The organism is Actinophytocola gossypii, from assembly GCF_025165815.1.
Classification (GTDB): Bacteria; Actinomycetota; Actinomycetes; order Mycobacteriales; family Pseudonocardiaceae; genus Actinophytocola; species Actinophytocola gossypii.
This window is the reverse complement of sequence record NZ_JAFFZE010000010.1, coordinates 320,643-335,260: the sequence shown is the minus strand read 5'-3', so window position 1 is coordinate 335,260 and position 14,618 is coordinate 320,643. Positions and strand designations below refer to the sequence as shown.

Genomic DNA, 14,618 nt, shown 5'->3' with positions numbered 1-14,618 from the left:
ACTCGCGGGGCGTCGGCCGGCGCGGGACGGGGTTCGTCGGCAGGTGCCGGGAGATCGTCCGGCGCCGGATCAGTTTCACCCTTCGCCACCGGTGCCTGGGGTTGGTCGCCTGGCGGTGGCACGTCGGGCAGTGCCGGATGTGATTGGTCGCTCGGCGCCGGAAGGTCGGCCGGTGCCGGGTGGGGTTGGTGGGCCGGCGGTGAGAAGCCGGCCGGTGGCGGATGGTGTTGGTCGCTTGGCGGTGGAGGATCGGCCGGTGCCGGGTGGGGTTGGTGGGCCGGCGGTGAGAAGCCGGCCGGTGGCGGATGGTGTTGGTCGCTTGGTGGTGGAGGGTCGGCCGGTGCCGGGTGGGGTTGGTCGCCTGGTGGTAGGAGGTCGGCCGGTGCCGGGTGGCGTTGGTCGTCTGGTGGCGGGTGCTGCTGGTCGCTCGGCGCCGGAGGATCGGCCGATGCCGGCTGAGGTTGGTCGGCTGACGGTGCGAGGCCGGCCAGTGCGTGGTGGGGTTGGCCGCTTGGCGGTGGGAGGTCGGCCGGTGCCGGGTGGGACTGCTGCTCGGCTGGGGGTGAGAGGTCGGCCAGTGCCGGGCGCGATTCGCCGGGTGGTGGTGGGACATCGAGTAGTGGCGGGCGGACCTCGTCAGCTCGTGGCGAGAGCTCGACCGGCTCTGGATGAGGTTGGTCGGCTGGTGAACCGTCGGGCACTGCCGGTCGCGGTGCGTCGGCTGGTGGTGGGACGTCGGGCAGCGCCGAGTGAAGTTGGTCGGCCGGCGGTGGGAGTGCCGCGCCCGCCTCGTCGGCCCATGGCGAAAGGTCGGCCGGTCCTGGACGGGGTGCGTCGGCTGGTGGCGGGGGGTCGGGCAGCGCTGGACGAACCTCGTCGACTGGCGGAGGCAGATCGGCTGGTTCCAGGTGGGGTTCGTCGGGTGGCGCGAGGCTGGTCGGTGCCGGGCGGCGTGCGTTGGTTGGTGGTGGGACGTCCCGCGGTGCTGGGCGAGGTTCGTCGGCTGGTGCGAGGGTGGTCGGTGCCGGGCGGGGTGCGTTGGTTGGTGGTGGGACGTCCCGCGGTGCTGGGCGAGGTTCATCGGCCGGCGCCGGGTGGGGTTGGTCGGCTGGTGGTGCGAGACCGATCGGGCGGGGTTGGTCTGGCCGTGGTGGAAGGTCGGCCGGTCCTGGTCGGGGTGGGTCGGGTCGGTGTCGGACCTCGGCCCGTGCCGGCTCGTCGGCCGATGGTCGCGGGGTGGGACGCGGCGCGTCGGGAACCGGTGTCGCCGCGTCCTCCGCTGACGACGTGGCCGGATGTGGGGGGCCGAACGGAGGTACCGACGTCGGCTCGGTCCACGAGCCCGTCGGCTGCCTCGGTTTCGGTGACGGCGGTACCGGTGCGGACCGCTCCTGGGCGAAAGGCGTCGGCGGCGCGGGGGGCTGGGACGGGGGTTTGGGCGACGGCGCCCGGTCCGTCGAGCCGACCGCCGGCGTGTACACCGTCTCCTGTCTCGGCAGGGTCTCCGTCTGGTCCGGGCGGAACGGGGCCAGGCGGGCGAACGCCGGGTCAACCCGAGCCGTCGCGATCGTGTGGTGGGCCCAGGCTCGGGCTCTGGTCAACGGGTGGTCGGGGAAGTTCGCGTCCCACCTCGCCTCGTCGGCCACGTGCCAGGGGAGCAGACCCGTCAGATCCGGCGCGTACGGGTGCGGGCGCAGGTAGTTCTCCGGGCCGACCTGCCCGGCCACCGTCGCCTCTCGCACGCCGGTCGTGGCTCCCTCGGCGCACTGGATCCGCAGCACCACGCTGCACGTCGCCTTCGGCAGGGTGAACGCGGCGATGAACGCCTGCCCCGTCTCCTGGTTCGGGATCGGCACCTTGAGCAGCTGAAACAGCGCCGGCACCTGGTCGATGAACACCGTGTGCGCCTCGATCAACCCGCCGATCTCGGCGGTCTCCAGCGCTAGCCGGTGGCGCAGCAGCGGCAGCGCGTCCAACCCCGCCGGCAGGTCGGGCACCATACCGATGTACGTCAGGCTCACCTGGTCGCCGGTGCGCGGGTCGAACCACGTCCGCTCGTCGTACTGCTCCATCCCGGCGGAGTCGAAGGCAACGGGCACGGGGGGAGTCTAGGCGCGGAGCCGCATCGAGTGGACGCTCGTAGACTTGCGGGGACCGCCGGATGGCCGAACGCCCCGAAACGAAACCCGAAACCGAGGTGACCATCGGTGACCGACCAGCTCGAGTCCCTGCACGGCCCCGCCGACCTCAAGCGGATGGCCGGCGAGGACCTCCCCAGGCTCGCGGCCGAGATCCGGGAGTTCCTGGTCGACAAGGTCACCACCACCGGCGGCCACCTCGGCCCCAACCTCGGCGTGGTCGAGCTGACCATGGCGATCCACCGCGTCTTCGACTCCCCGCACGACCCGGTCATCTTCGACGTCGGCCACCAGGCCTACGTGCACAAGGTCATCACCGGCCGCCGCGACGAGTTCGAGCACCTCCGCCAGCAGGCCGGCCTCTCCGGCTACCCCAGCCGCGCCGAGAGCGAGCACGACCTCGTCGAGAACAGCCACGCCTCCACCGCCCTCTCCTACGCCGACGGCCTCGCCAAGGCCTACGAGTTGCGCGGCGAGCACCGCCACGTCGTCGCCGTCGTCGGTGACGGCGCGCTCACCGGCGGCATGTGCTGGGAAGCCCTGAACAACATCGCCGCCGGCAGGAACCGGCCAGTGGTGATCGTGGTCAACGACAACGGGCGCTCCTACTCGCCCACCATCGGCGGCCTGGCCGACCACCTCACCTCGCTGCGCCTCACCCCCGGCTACGAGCGCGCGCTGGAGGGCGGCAAGCGGGTCCTGCAGGGCACTCCGGTGGTCGGCAAGCCGATCTACGCCGCCCTGCACGCAGCCAAGCGCGGCATCAAGGACGCGCTCAGCCCGCAGATGATGTTCGAGGACCTCGGCCTCAAGTACCTCGGTCCGGTCGACGGCCACGACTTCGCCGCCCTCGACGCGGCGCTGCGCCGGGCCAAGGAGTTCGGCGGGCCGGTCATCGTGCACGCGGTCACCTGCAAGGGTCGCGGCTTCCCGCTCGCCGAGAACGACGAAGTCGACCAGATGCACCAGACCGACCCGATCGACCCGGTCACCGGCAAGCCGACCACCGCCAAGAGCGCCACCTGGACCTCGGTGTTCGCGAACGAGATGGTGCGGATCGGCGAGACGCGGCCGGACGTCGTCGCGATCACCGCGGCGATGCTGCGCTCGGCCGGACTGGCGCCGTTCGCCGACGCCTACCCCGACCGCTGGTTCGACGTGGGCATCGCCGAGCAGCACGCCGTCACCTCCGCGGCCGGCCTGGCCATGGGCGGCCTGCACCCGGTGGTGGCGATCTACTCGACGTTCCTGAACCGCGCGTTCGACCAGATGCTGATGGACGTCGCCCTGCACCGGCTGCCGGTCACCGTCGTGCTCGACCGCGCCGGCATCACCGGCCCGGACGGCGCGAGCCACCACGGCATGTGGGACCTGTCGATCCTCGGTGCCGTGCCCGGTATCCGGATCGCCGCCCCGCGCGACGCCGGCACCCTGTCCGAGGAGCTGAGCGAGGCGGTCGCGGTGTCCGACGGGCCGACCGTGCTGCGGTTCCCGAAGGCGTCGGTCGGCGCCGACATCCCCGCGCTGGAGCGGCGCGGGGTCGTCGACGTGCTGCGTCACCCGGCCGCCGACGAGAGCGCCGACGTGCTGCTGGTGACCGTCGGCGCGTTCGCCGAGCTGGGCCTGGCGGCGGCCGAACGCCTCGCCGACCAGGGCATCGGCGTCACCGTCGTCGACCCGCGCTGGGTGCTGCCGGTGCCGGCCGAGCTGGTCGCCCTGGCCGCCGGGCACCGCCTGGTGGTCACCGTCGAGGACGGCGGCCGGCACGGCGGGTTCGGCTGGGCCCTGGCCGCGGCCCTGCGCGACGCCGACGTGGACACCCCGCTGCGCGACCTGGGCGTCCCGCAGGAGTTCCACGGCCAGGGCACTCGCGCGGAGGTACTGGTCCGGCTCGGACTGACCGCGCAGCAGGTGGCCCGCCGCGTCACGGAGTGGACGGTCGACCGCATCGGCGACCCGGTCGCCGGGGACCGCGCCCGCACCGAGCTGAACCAGGGCTAGTGGCGAGCGCCGCCGCGCTCCTCGCCGACCTGCTGGCGAACGCCACGGCCGAGGACCGTGAGAAGACCAGCGCCCGCCTCCCGGACGGCTACCCCGTGCTCGGCGTGCGGATGAGGACGACGTTCGACCTCGCCAAGGCCCACGCCGCGATGCCGCTGGACGAGGTGGCGTCGTTGTTCGACGAGCCGGTGTACGAGGCCCGGCTGTGCGCGGTGTGCGTGCTGGACTTCAAGGCCCGGTCCCCGAAGCTCACCGACGACGACCGGAGCGCCGGGTACGAGCTGTACCTGGCGAAACACGCGCGGATCGACTCCTGGGACATGGTCGACCGCGCCGCGCCCCGGGTCGTCGGCCGGTACCTGATGGACCGCTCGCACGACCCCCTGTTCACCCTCGCCCGGTCGACGAACCAGCACGAACGCCGGACGGCGATCACCGCGCCGCTCTACTGGGCGCGGTACGGCGCCCCCGCGCACCTGCCCGACCTGTTCCGGCTGGCCGAGGTACTCCTGCCGGACGACGACGTCGTGGTGTCCAAGCCGGTCGGCATCGCGCTGAAGTACGCGGGCCTGCTCGACGAGCCGGCCCTGCTGTCCTTTCTGGACCAGCACGCCGCCGCGATGCACCGCCCGACCCTCCGCTACGCCGTCGAGAAGCTGGCCCCGCCGTTGCGCGCCCGGTACCTGTAGCGGCCGGGCTGACGGCGACCGAACGTGGCCTCTGGCATCGTGGGGCCGTGCGGATACTGATCGTCGAGGACGAGGAGGCCCTGGCTGAGGCCGTGGCCAGAGGGTTGCGTCGTGAGGGCATGGCGGTGGACGTCGCGCTGGACGGGAACGAGGGGCACGAGAAGGCCACCGTCACCCGGTACGACGTGGTCGTACTGGACCGGGACCTCCCGGGTATGCCCGGCGACGAGCTGTGCCGGGAGATCGTCGCCTCCGGGGCGCTGACCAGGGTGATCATGCTGACCGCCTCGGGCACGGTGGCCGACCGGGTGGAGGGCCTGTCCCTCGGCGCCGACGACTACCTGGCCAAGCCGTTCGCGTTCGACGAGCTGGTCGCGCGGGTCCGGGCGCTCGCCCGGCGTTCGACCCCGGTCACGCCGCCGGTGCTGCGCGCGGGTGACCTGGAACTCGACCCCGCCCGTCGCACGGTGACCAGGGCCGGCGCCCCGGTGGAGCTGACCCGCAAGGAGTTCGGCGTCCTCGAGGTACTGCTCGCGGCCTCCGGGTCGGTGGTGAGCAGCGAGGAGCTGCTGGAGCGGGTCTGGGACGAGCACGCCGACCCGTTCACCACCACCGTCCGGGTGACGGTGATGACACTGCGCAAGAAGCTCGGCGAGCCGGGGATCATCGACACGGTCGTCGGTTCGGGGTACCGGGTGCCGTCCGCCGCCGGAGCCGGGTCAGGGTGACCGGCCCCAGGCGCGGTCCCGGCCTGCGCGCCCGGATCACGCTGCTCGCGACCGCGCTGGTCGCGGTGGTCGCCGCGTTGCTGCTCTGGCTGGCGTGGATCCTCGCCGCCGGCGCGGTCACCGTGCCCTCGCTCCCGGCGGGCACCACGATCGAGGTCGACGGTGTCGCGGTGCCGGCCGAGAAGCTGGCCGAGGTGCTGCGCGACAACGCGCGCTTCCGGGTGCTGGTAGCGGGTTCGATCGCGTTCGTGTGCGTGTTGGTCGCGACCGCCCTGCTGGCGTGGACGTTCACCGGCCGGGTGCTCAAGCCGCTGCGGGACGTCACCGGCACCGCCCGCCGGCTGTCCGCGGAGTCGCTCGGCGAGCGCATCGCCCTGCGGGGCCCGCGCGACGAGGTCGCCGAGCTCGCGGACACCTTCGACGCCATGCTCGACCGGCTGCAGGCCACGTTCTCCGCCCAGCGCCAGTTCGTCGCGAACGCCTCGCACGAGCTGCGCACCCCGCTGTCGGTGATCCGCACCGAGCTCGACGTCACCCTGTCCGACCCGAACGCCGACGCCGACGAGCTGCGCCGGATGGCCGGCGTCGTGCGCGACGCCACCCTGCGGTCCGGTCAGCTGGTCGAGGCGCTGCTGCTGCTCGCCCGCACCGACGGCATGGGCCTCGGCGTGGTGGAGCCGGTCGACCTGGCCGCCGTGGTCGCCGCCGCGTGGCGCCCGATCGCGGCGGACGCCACCCGCCGGGGCCTGTCCACGGCGTTCCACGACCTGCCGGCGCCGGTCGCGGGTGACCCGGCCCTGCTGGAACGGGTGGCGGGGAACCTGCTGGAGAACGCGGTCCGGCACAACGTCGACGGCGGCTGGATCGAGGTGTGGACGGGAGCGACCCCGGAACGGGCGAGCCTGCGCGTGTCCTCGTCCGGTGCGGCGGTCGACCCGGACCGGGTGGACGAGCTGTTCGAGTCGTTCCGCCGAGGCGGCGTGGACCGGACCGCCCAGACCGGCACTGGCCTCGGGCTGTCGATCGTGCGCGCGGTGGTGCTGGCGCACCGCGGCATGGTCACCGCGGAGGCGGTACCCGGCGGCGGCCTCACGGTGACCGTGCACCTGCCGACCCTCCGCTGACCGGCTCCCACCGCATCGCCACCCGGGGATCCTCGACCCGCACGACCTCGAATCCGAGGCGGGTGTAGAGCGCCCGCGCGGGATTGTCGACGAAGACGCTGAGCCGGACCGGAACGCCGCGCCGCTCGGCGGCCAGCAGGATGCCCCGCAACAGCTCGGTGCCGATGCCACGCCCCTGCGCCTCGGGCAACAGCGCGATCTCCTCGATGAAGTCGTACTCGCTCCGGTGCAGGACACACACGTAGCCGATGGGCCGACCGTCCTCCTCGACCACGGAGAACGGCAGGACGGCGAACTCCCCATCGGCGACCACGCGCTGCTCGGCGTCGTCCCAGCCCGACGTCTGTTCGACGTAGGTGCGCAGAGTTGCGCGCCGCACCTCGAAGAGGAACTCCCGGTCGCCGGGCAGCGCCGGCCGAACGTTCATGACGTCGCCCCGTAGCGGTCGGCGATCGCGGCTGCGCGGTCGTGCAGGGAGGCGCGTAACCACTGCGGCGCAAGGGCTTCCGCGTTCGTGGCGAGTTGCCATATGGTCCACTCGGCGTGCCGCGCGTCCTGGAAGGTCACCTCCAGGCGCAGCCAGCCGTCCGCGTCGACCTCCTCCGCGCGGACGGCGAGCGCGGTGTTCACCAGGTCCGACCGCCGTGCCGGGTTCAGCCGTACCAGGACGGCGACCTGGTCCCCACCGGTCCGGAACCGGGTGCCGCGTTCCTGCCACGCGCGGTCCAGGTCGACCCGCTCCGGCCGGTCCGCCGGCTCGTCCAGTTCCTCGGCGGCCAGCACCCGGGACAGCCGGTAGGTGCGGTCCGCGCCGGACCTCGTGGCCAGCAGGTAGCCCTGGTCGCGCACGGTGACCAGCCCGATCGGGTCCACCGTCCGCCACGCCGGCGCCTGGTCCACTGCCGCGTACCGGATCCGCAGCTTGTGCCCGGCGAACACCGCCCGCCGGATCTCGGCCACCGTCGCGTCGGGCACCTCGTCGGCGACCACCCGCCGCGCGAGCAGGTCGGACTCCGGGTCGATGAGCAGCCGCCGCACCGCGCCGGCCGCGGTGTCCCGCTGGCCCGCCGGCAGCGCGTCGACCACCTTCAGCATCGCCGAGGCGAGCGCCGAGCCGAGGCCGAACACCTGCGCCCCACGCCGCGACCCGGCGACCAGCAGCGCGAGCGCCTCGTCGTGGTTCAGCCCGGTCAGCTCCGCCTGGAAACCGGGCAACAACGCGAAACCGCCGTGCCGGCCGCGTTCGGCGTAGACCGGGACACCCGCCGAGGACAGCGCCTCGATGTCCCGCAACACCGTCCTGGTGGACACCTCCAGCTCCCTGGCCAGCGTCGCCGCGGACAGCCGACCGCGCTGGCGCAGCAGCAGCACCAGCGAGACCAACCGGTCGGCGCGCACCAGAAGACCGTACCGAATACACGACACAGGGTGTCGTGATTCCTTGCCAGGCTCGCACCACTGTCGATGAACCGAACGGAGCCTGATGTGACAGTGGAACGTACGACGGTCAACCCGTGGACGTGGTCGAAGGAACTGGGCTACAACCAGGGCGAACTCGTCTCCGGGCACACCCGGACCCTGTACTGCGCGGGACAGACCGCGCTGAGCGCCGACGGCACGCCCCAGCACGCCGACGACCTGGCCGCGCAGCTGACGCTGAGCCTGGACAACCTGGAGGCCGTTCTCGGCGCGGGCGGCATGTCCCTCGGGAACCTCGTCCGGCTCAACGTCTACACCACCGACGTCGACCTGCTCATCCAGCACTACGGTGTGCTGGCGTCCCGGCTGGACGCCGCCGGGGTGGCCCCGACCAGCACGATGCTCGGCGTGACCCGGCTGGCTGTCCCCACCCTGCTGGTCGAACTCGAAGGCACCGCCGTCGCTTAGCTGTGATGTCCAGGGAGGTTGGTCAGGCGGCCCTGGACAGCGAGCCGGCGGGGAACCGCGTCACCTCCGCCGGCTCGCGCCGCACCGCGAGCGCGGACGCGAGCGCCCCGAGCAGCGCGACCGCCGCGAACACCCCGACGTTCACCGTCAGCCCGGCGCCGACCAGCAGCCCGCCGAGCACCGGCCCGATCGCCGCCCCGAGCCGGCCGATGCCCGAGGTGACCCCGAGCGCGGTGGCCCGGTGTTCGGCCGGGAAGTGGGTCGCGACGTACCCGTAGACGACGATCTGGTTCCCGATCGTCGCCGCCCCCGCGACCGCGACGACCAGGTACACGAGCACGACCGGCATCGGCAGCGCCACCAACGCGAGCGACACCGCCGCTACGACGAACAGCCCGGTCGCGACCCAGCGCCCGCCCCACCGGTCCGCCAGTGCCGATCCCGCCAGCCCCCCGGCGACGGCACCGAGGTTCAGCACGAGCAGGAAGCCGAGCGCCGACCCGAGGTCGTACCCGGCGAGCCGCATCAGCTGCGGCAGCCAGGTGTTGAGCCCGAACACGAGCAGGAACCCGGCGAAGTTGGCGACGGCGAAGTAGGTCAGCGGCCCGAGCGGAATCCCGCGCAGGCTCGACCGAGCGCGCCGGAACTGCGGCGACTCCGGCAGCAGCCACAGCGCCAGCGGCACGAGCGTGACCAGCGGCAGCGCGCCGATCAGGAACAACACCCGGAAGCCGTACGGTTCGAGCATGGCGACCGCCAGCACGGCCGCGAGCACCCCGCCGACCGGGAACCCGGCGAGCATGACCGCGTTCCACAGGTTCTTCCGCGACGCGGGAACGGACTCCACCACGAGCGCGATCGCCGTCGGCGCGATCCCCCCGAACCCCAGCCCCGCCAGGAAGCGGAACACCCCGAGCAGTTCCGGGTTCGGCGCCAACGCCACCCCGATCATCATCACCGAGAACCACGCCAGGCACCCGACGAACAGCCGTCGCCGCCCGAACAGGTCGGTGAGCCACCCCGAGCTGATCGCCCCCACGAGCATCCCGATGAGCGCGTAACTGCCGATCGCCCCGACCTGGGCGGCGGTCAGGTCCCATCCCGGATGCTCCAGCAACGCCGGCACGACCGACCCGAAGACGATGAGGTCGTACCCGTCGAACACGATGGCGGCGAACCCGAGCGCGACCACCAGCGCCGGCGAGCCGTGGCGTAACGGCATGTGCGTCCTCCCGGTCAGGTTGGGGCGAGTGTGTTCGCGTCCGCTGACGGTGCGAGCAACACCCGAGCAACGCGAGCGTCCGCGGAACGGCGTGCCGGGCGCGCGGCGATCTTCGGCCGTCGCACCCGCTAATCGGGTTCGACCGCCGCGGCCAGGCGTGCGGCGTCCTGCGCGGCCCGGTCGCCGACGTCGATGGCCAGCTCGCCGGCACCCCGGTACACGGCCCACCCCGGCCTCGGGTCGTCGATGATGCCGACGATCGGGCGCACCGCGGCCTCCGGGCGTTGGCCCACCAGTCCACGTGGATCTCGAGGATGCCTCGCCCACCTCACGCAGATCGGTCAGCAAGCCGTCGACCGCTGCGACCGATCCATCGCTCCCGGCGTGACCGCGAACGACATCGCCCAACTGATGCCCGACCCGGCGCCGGGCGCGATCGAGCACCTGGTGGAACTCACGCTCCGGGCCATCGCACGTCCAGGCGTTCGCTGAGCGCCAGGGCGTCGAACGGCGCGCGGACCTTGGCGTCGTTGTCGAAGTAGGCGTAGGTGTCGACGCCCGCGGCGGTCCAGCCGCGGATCCGCTCGGCCCACTCGTCGAGTGACTCGGGCGTGTACCCGCTGGTGTACAGCTCTGTGCTGCCGTGCAGGCGCACGTAGGCGAAGTCCGTGGTCACCTGCTCCAGGTACGGCCAGTCGGCGGCCGCGTCGGCGATCACCAGGCCGACGTCGTGCGCGCGGAGGACGTCCGGGAACCCCGGATCGGTGAAGCTCGGGTGCCGGACCTCCAGCGCGTGCCGCAGCGGCGCCCGGAACTCCGCGACGGTCAGCGCCCGGCCGTCCAGGCGCTCGTCGTGCCGGGCGGCCAGCTCGGCGGCCTCGACCGTGCTGCGCGGCAGCATCGCGAAGAACCTGGTCAGCTGCTCCCGGTCGTACGGGAGGTTCGGCGGGAGCTGCCACAGGAACGGACCGAGCTTGTCGCCGAGCGCCAGGACTCCGGAGGCGAAGAAGTTCGCCAGCGGCGTCTCGACGTCGCTCAACCGCTTCATATGGGTGATGAAACGCCCGCCCTTGACCGCGAACTCGAACCCGTCCGGGGTCTGCCCGCGCCAGGACAGGTAGCTCGACGGCCGTTGCAGCGAGTAGAAGCTGCCGTTGATCTCCACCGAGTTGAGCCGGCCGGACAGGTGCTCCAACTCCCGGCGGTGCGCCAGCTTCTCCGGATAGAACACCCCGCGCCACGGCGGGTACACCCACCCCGAGGTGCCGATCCGGACCCGCCCGGCCATGCGCTCAGCCGGTGCCGTTGAGCGCGGTGGCCAGCGCGTCGACGGTCAGGTTGATCTGCCACTCCCGTGCCCCACCGGTCCGCAGCGCGTCGGCGACCGTGTCGGTGCCGAGCGGGTCCGGCGGCCGCCAGCAGGTGCGCCGCACCAGGTCCGGCTGGAGCAGGTTCTCGATCGGGAGCCGGTTGTCCTGGGCGATCGTGGTCAGCGCGCCGCGGGCCGCGGCGAGGCGGGCGGCGGCGGCCGGGTCCCGGTCCGCCCAGCGGTTCGGCGGGGGCGGGCCGTCGTGCGGCGGTGACGGGTCGGGCAGCTCGGAGCGGGACAGACCGGCCGCGGTGCGCAGGGCACGTACCCACAGGTCGGCGATCCGGCGCTGGGCGCGGCCCTTGAACACCGGCAGCTGGAGCAGGTCGGCCTCGCTGGTCGGCGCCGCGATCGCGGCCTGCACGATCGAGCTGTCCGGCAGCACCCGGCCGGGTGCGATGTCCCGCTGCCTGGCCAGCGCGTCCCTGGCCTCCCACAGCGCCCGGACCGCGGCCAGCCCGCGCGGGGAGCGCACCCGGTGGATCCCGGACGTGCGGCGCCACGGCTCTGCCCTCGGCGGCGGGGGCGGTGCGACGCGCAGTGCCTCGAACTCCTCCAGCGCCCACGCCAGCTTGCCCTGGTCGGCCAGTTCGGTCTCGAGCGCGTCGCGCAACTCGATGAGAAGCTCGACGTCGAGGGCGGCGTAGTCCAGCCAGTCCTGGGGGAGCGGGCGGCGAGACCAGTCGGCGGCGCCGTGACCCTTCTCCAGGTGGTAGCCGAGCAGCAGCTCGACCAGCGTGCCGAGGGCGACCCGCTCGAACCCGGCGAGCCGGCCGGCCAGCTCGGTGTCGAACAGACGCGCGGGCGCCAGGCCCAGCTCGGCCAGGCACGGCAGGTCCTGGGAGGCGGCGTGCAGCACCCACTCGGTGTCGGCGAGCGCCGCGATCAGGGGGTCGATGCGGTCGTGCAGCGCGACCGGGTCGACCAGGACGGTGCCCGCGTCCTCGCGGCGCACCTGCACCAGGTAGGCGCGCTGGGAGTAGCGGTAGCCGGACGCTCTCTCCGTGTCCACCGCGATCGGTCCGCGCCCGGCGGCCAGCGCGTCCGCTGCCGCGCGCAGTGCCTCGGACGTCTCGACCACGTCCGGTGTGCCGGCCACAGGCTGGGTCAGCAGTACCGGCTCCGGTCGGTCCTCCCCGTCAGTTTCGGTCCCCGATTCGCCCACGGCGGATGACCATACGGGACCGAGGGTGCGGGTGTCCCTCTAACCTGGAGCTATGCGGTCGAGCTGTGATCAAGGCGGGACCGAACACCGGCGGACCGGGGAGCGCACTGTGCCCCGCGCCCCGATCCGCCGACGTTCCGATCATGTTCCGCTCAGCGGATCACGCCCGCGCGCATGGCCAACGCGACCATCTGCGCCCGGTCACCGGTGCCCAACTTGCGGCCGATCCGCGAGAGGTGGCTCTTCACCGTCAGTGCAGACAGGTTGAGCCCCTCGCCGATCTCCTTGTTGGACTGGCCGTCCGCGACGAGCTGGAGCACCTCGACCTCGCGCGCGGACAGCTCGCGCGGGGTGTTGTCGGTGCCGGGGACCCTGGTGCCCGTGGCGAGGATCGGCGCGACACTCGGGTCGGCGTACACGCCGCCCTCGAGCACCCGCCGCACCCCGTCGGTCACCACCACCGGCGAGGCCGACTTCAGCAGGTAGGCCTGAGCCCCTGCCTGGAAGGCCGAACGCACGGCGTACGGGTCGTCCGATGACGCCAGCACCACGATCCGCGGCCAACCATGGCCGCGCAGCTCGGTGACCAGCTCGATACCGCTGCCGTCCGGCAGACCGAGGTCGAGGATCGCCAGGTCGCACGGCCCGGTGGCCAGCGCTCGCGCCCTCGCTTCGGCCACCGTGGCGGCCTCGTGAACGGTGCCCGCACCCATCTGGGTCAACCGGGCAGCTATCGCCTCCCTCAACAACGGATGGTCATCGACCACCAACACCGAGAACAGCTCTTCCCGCGGGTGCGGGACCATGTTCGCCGGCAAGACGCCGGCTGGCGTGGTTCGAACGGCCTGACCTAAGCCGACGGCAGCCACGTCACTACCTCCCTGGAGTCGGTCGTGCCCCCCGACCTACACCGGGACCTTCGGCCAAACAGCCGCGCCGCCATTGGACCGAAAGTGGTGTCGACGAGGGCAGCCTAGCCCCCCAAGCGGGTTAGCGGGATGATCAATTCGTTATCTATCCAATCGAGACATCACTCTGGCGTGCAGACGTCACACGATCGGGTGACATCTTGTTGGTGACGTAACGAATAAGAGTCGGTACACGATGAAACGGGGTCGTGGTTGTGCAGAACGGTTACTTCGAGCGGGCGCGGCAGTTGCTCGGCGCCACTCCACTGGTCGATGGACACAACGATCTGCCGTGGGCGCTGCGGTCCCTGCCGGGTGTCGACACAACCCGCGCGGACGGCTTCGGCGTCGACCTGACCGAGCACCAGCCCGGGCTGCACACCGACCTCGCCCGGCTGCGCGCCGGCGGGGTCGGGCTGCAGTTCTGGTCGGTGTACGTGCCGTGCCGGTTCACCGGCGACGCCGCGGTCACCGCCGTCGTGCAGCAGGCGGAGCTGGTGCACACCCTCGCCGAACGGTACCCCGAGCACCTGCGGGTGGTGTCCACCGCCGCCGAGGCCAGGGCCGCGTTCGCCGACGGCCGGGTCGCGTCGATGCTCGGCGCCGAGGGCGGCCACTGCATCGACTCGTCGCTCGGCGTGCTGCGCGCGCTGTACCGGCTCGGCGTGCGGTACATGACGCTCACGCACAACGAGAACGTGCCGTGGGCCGACTCGGCGACCGACGAGCCAGCGGTGGGCGGCCTGACCGACTTCGGCCGCGAGGTGGTGGCCGAGATGAACCGGATCGGCATGCTGGTGGACCTCTCGCACGTCGCGGCCACGACGATGCGGGACGCGCTGGACGTGAGCACGGCTCCGGTGATCTTCAGCCACTCCTCGTGCCGGGCGGTCACCGACCACCCGCGCAACGTGCCGGACGACGTGCTGGAACGTCTGGCCGGGAACGGCGGGGTGTGCATGGTGACGTTCGTGCCCTACTTCGTGTCGGACGCCCTGGTGGAGTGGGACAAGCGGGTGCACGAGGCGATGACCGAGGCCGGCCTGGACCACAACGACGTCGACGAGCGGAACCGCTTCGCCAAGACGTGGTCCGGCCCGCCCATGCCGCACGTGGGCATCGACGAGGTGGTCAAGCACGTGGAGCACGCCCGCGAGGTCGCCGGCATCGACCACATCGGCCTGGGCGGTGACTACGACGGCGTCAGCGCGCTCCCGGTCGGCCTGGAGGACGTGAGCCGCTACCCCGCGCTGTTCGCGGCCCTGCTGGAGCGGGGCTGGAGCGAGCGGGACTGCGCCAAGCTCGCCGGCGAGAACGTCCTCCGCGCCCTGGCCGCCGCCGAGGACGTCGCCCGCTGAGGAGCCCCGAAGGTGACCTTCGAGACGCC

At 72.6% G+C, this 14,618-nt stretch carries 13 protein-coding genes; 6 read left to right on the top strand and 7 right to left on the bottom strand.

Annotation, left to right across the window (positions count from 1 at the left end; translation table 11 throughout):
• Positions 1-2,207: 2,207 nt before the first annotated feature.
• From dxs to JT362_RS12735, 4 genes are read left to right on the top strand one after another with little or no spacing between them, the layout of a single operon-like run.
• Positions 2,208-4,139, top strand: coding sequence for a 1-deoxy-D-xylulose-5-phosphate synthase (dxs, locus tag JT362_RS12750; protein ID WP_260191344.1), 1,932 nt, complete (start codon positions 2,208-2,210; stop codon positions 4,137-4,139).
• Complete coding sequence (locus tag JT362_RS12745; protein WP_260191343.1) at positions 4,139-4,828, top strand: DNA alkylation repair protein; 690 nt, start codon at positions 4,139-4,141, stop codon at positions 4,826-4,828. The genes dxs and JT362_RS12745 overlap by 1 nt, the downstream gene beginning before the upstream one ends.
• 47 nt (positions 4,829-4,875) lie before the next feature.
• Positions 4,876-5,556 (top strand): response regulator transcription factor, encoded by a 681-nt coding sequence (locus JT362_RS12740; protein WP_260191342.1) that lies wholly within the window; start codon positions 4,876-4,878, stop codon positions 5,554-5,556.
• A complete protein-coding gene (locus JT362_RS12735; RefSeq protein WP_260191341.1) occupies positions 5,553-6,680 on the top strand; it encodes a sensor histidine kinase in 1,128 nt (375 codons plus the stop codon). Before JT362_RS12740 ends, JT362_RS12735 begins: the two co-directional genes overlap by 4 nt.
• Here JT362_RS12735 and JT362_RS12730 read toward each other — a convergent pair.
• Both JT362_RS12730 and JT362_RS12725 read right to left on the bottom strand, forming a co-directional pair.
• Positions 6,646-7,107, bottom strand: coding sequence for a GNAT family N-acetyltransferase (locus JT362_RS12730; protein WP_260191340.1), 462 nt, complete (start codon positions 7,105-7,107; stop codon positions 6,646-6,648). The genes JT362_RS12735 and JT362_RS12730 overlap by 35 nt on opposite strands.
• On the bottom strand, positions 7,104-8,078 hold the full coding sequence (locus tag JT362_RS12725) for a helix-turn-helix transcriptional regulator (protein WP_260191339.1): 975 nt from the start codon (positions 8,076-8,078) through the stop codon (positions 7,104-7,106). The genes JT362_RS12730 and JT362_RS12725 overlap by 4 nt, the downstream gene beginning before the upstream one ends.
• 93 nt (positions 8,079-8,171) lie before the next feature.
• Here JT362_RS12725 and JT362_RS12720 point away from each other — a divergent pair, with 93 nt between their 5' ends.
• Positions 8,172-8,567 (top strand): RidA family protein, encoded by a 396-nt coding sequence (locus JT362_RS12720; RefSeq protein ID WP_260191420.1) that lies wholly within the window; start codon positions 8,172-8,174, stop codon positions 8,565-8,567.
• A 22-nt stretch (positions 8,568-8,589) separates the two neighbouring features.
• On the opposite strand, the gene JT362_RS12715 is transcribed toward JT362_RS12720, so the two are convergent.
• From JT362_RS12715 to JT362_RS12695, 5 genes are all read right to left on the bottom strand, one after another.
• Positions 8,590-9,789 carry an MFS transporter gene (locus JT362_RS12715; RefSeq protein ID WP_260191338.1) on the bottom strand — a complete coding sequence of 400 codons (1,200 nt, stop codon included), beginning with the start codon at positions 9,787-9,789 and terminating at the stop codon, positions 8,590-8,592.
• A gap of 128 nt (positions 9,790-9,917) precedes the next feature.
• Positions 9,918-10,082: a hypothetical protein gene (locus JT362_RS12710; protein ID WP_260191337.1), complete on the bottom strand. Its 165-nt coding sequence runs from the start codon at positions 10,080-10,082 to the stop codon at positions 9,918-9,920.
• 161 nt (positions 10,083-10,243) lie between these two features.
• Positions 10,244-11,077, bottom strand: coding sequence for a DUF72 domain-containing protein (locus JT362_RS12705; RefSeq protein WP_260191336.1), 834 nt, complete (start codon positions 11,075-11,077; stop codon positions 10,244-10,246).
• 4 nt (positions 11,078-11,081) lie between these two features.
• Positions 11,082-12,323: an HRDC domain-containing protein gene (locus tag JT362_RS12700; protein WP_260191335.1), complete on the bottom strand. Its 1,242-nt coding sequence runs from the start codon at positions 12,321-12,323 to the stop codon at positions 11,082-11,084.
• 152 nt (positions 12,324-12,475) lie between these two features.
• A complete protein-coding gene (locus JT362_RS12695; RefSeq protein WP_260191334.1) occupies positions 12,476-13,192 on the bottom strand; it encodes a response regulator in 717 nt (238 codons plus the stop codon).
• A gap of 254 nt (positions 13,193-13,446) precedes the next feature.
• On the opposite strand from JT362_RS12695, the gene JT362_RS12690 reads away from it, so the two are divergent.
• Positions 13,447-14,589, top strand: coding sequence for a dipeptidase (locus tag JT362_RS12690; RefSeq protein WP_260191419.1), 1,143 nt, complete (start codon positions 13,447-13,449; stop codon positions 14,587-14,589).
• The last annotated feature ends 29 nt before the right edge of the window (positions 14,590-14,618 follow it).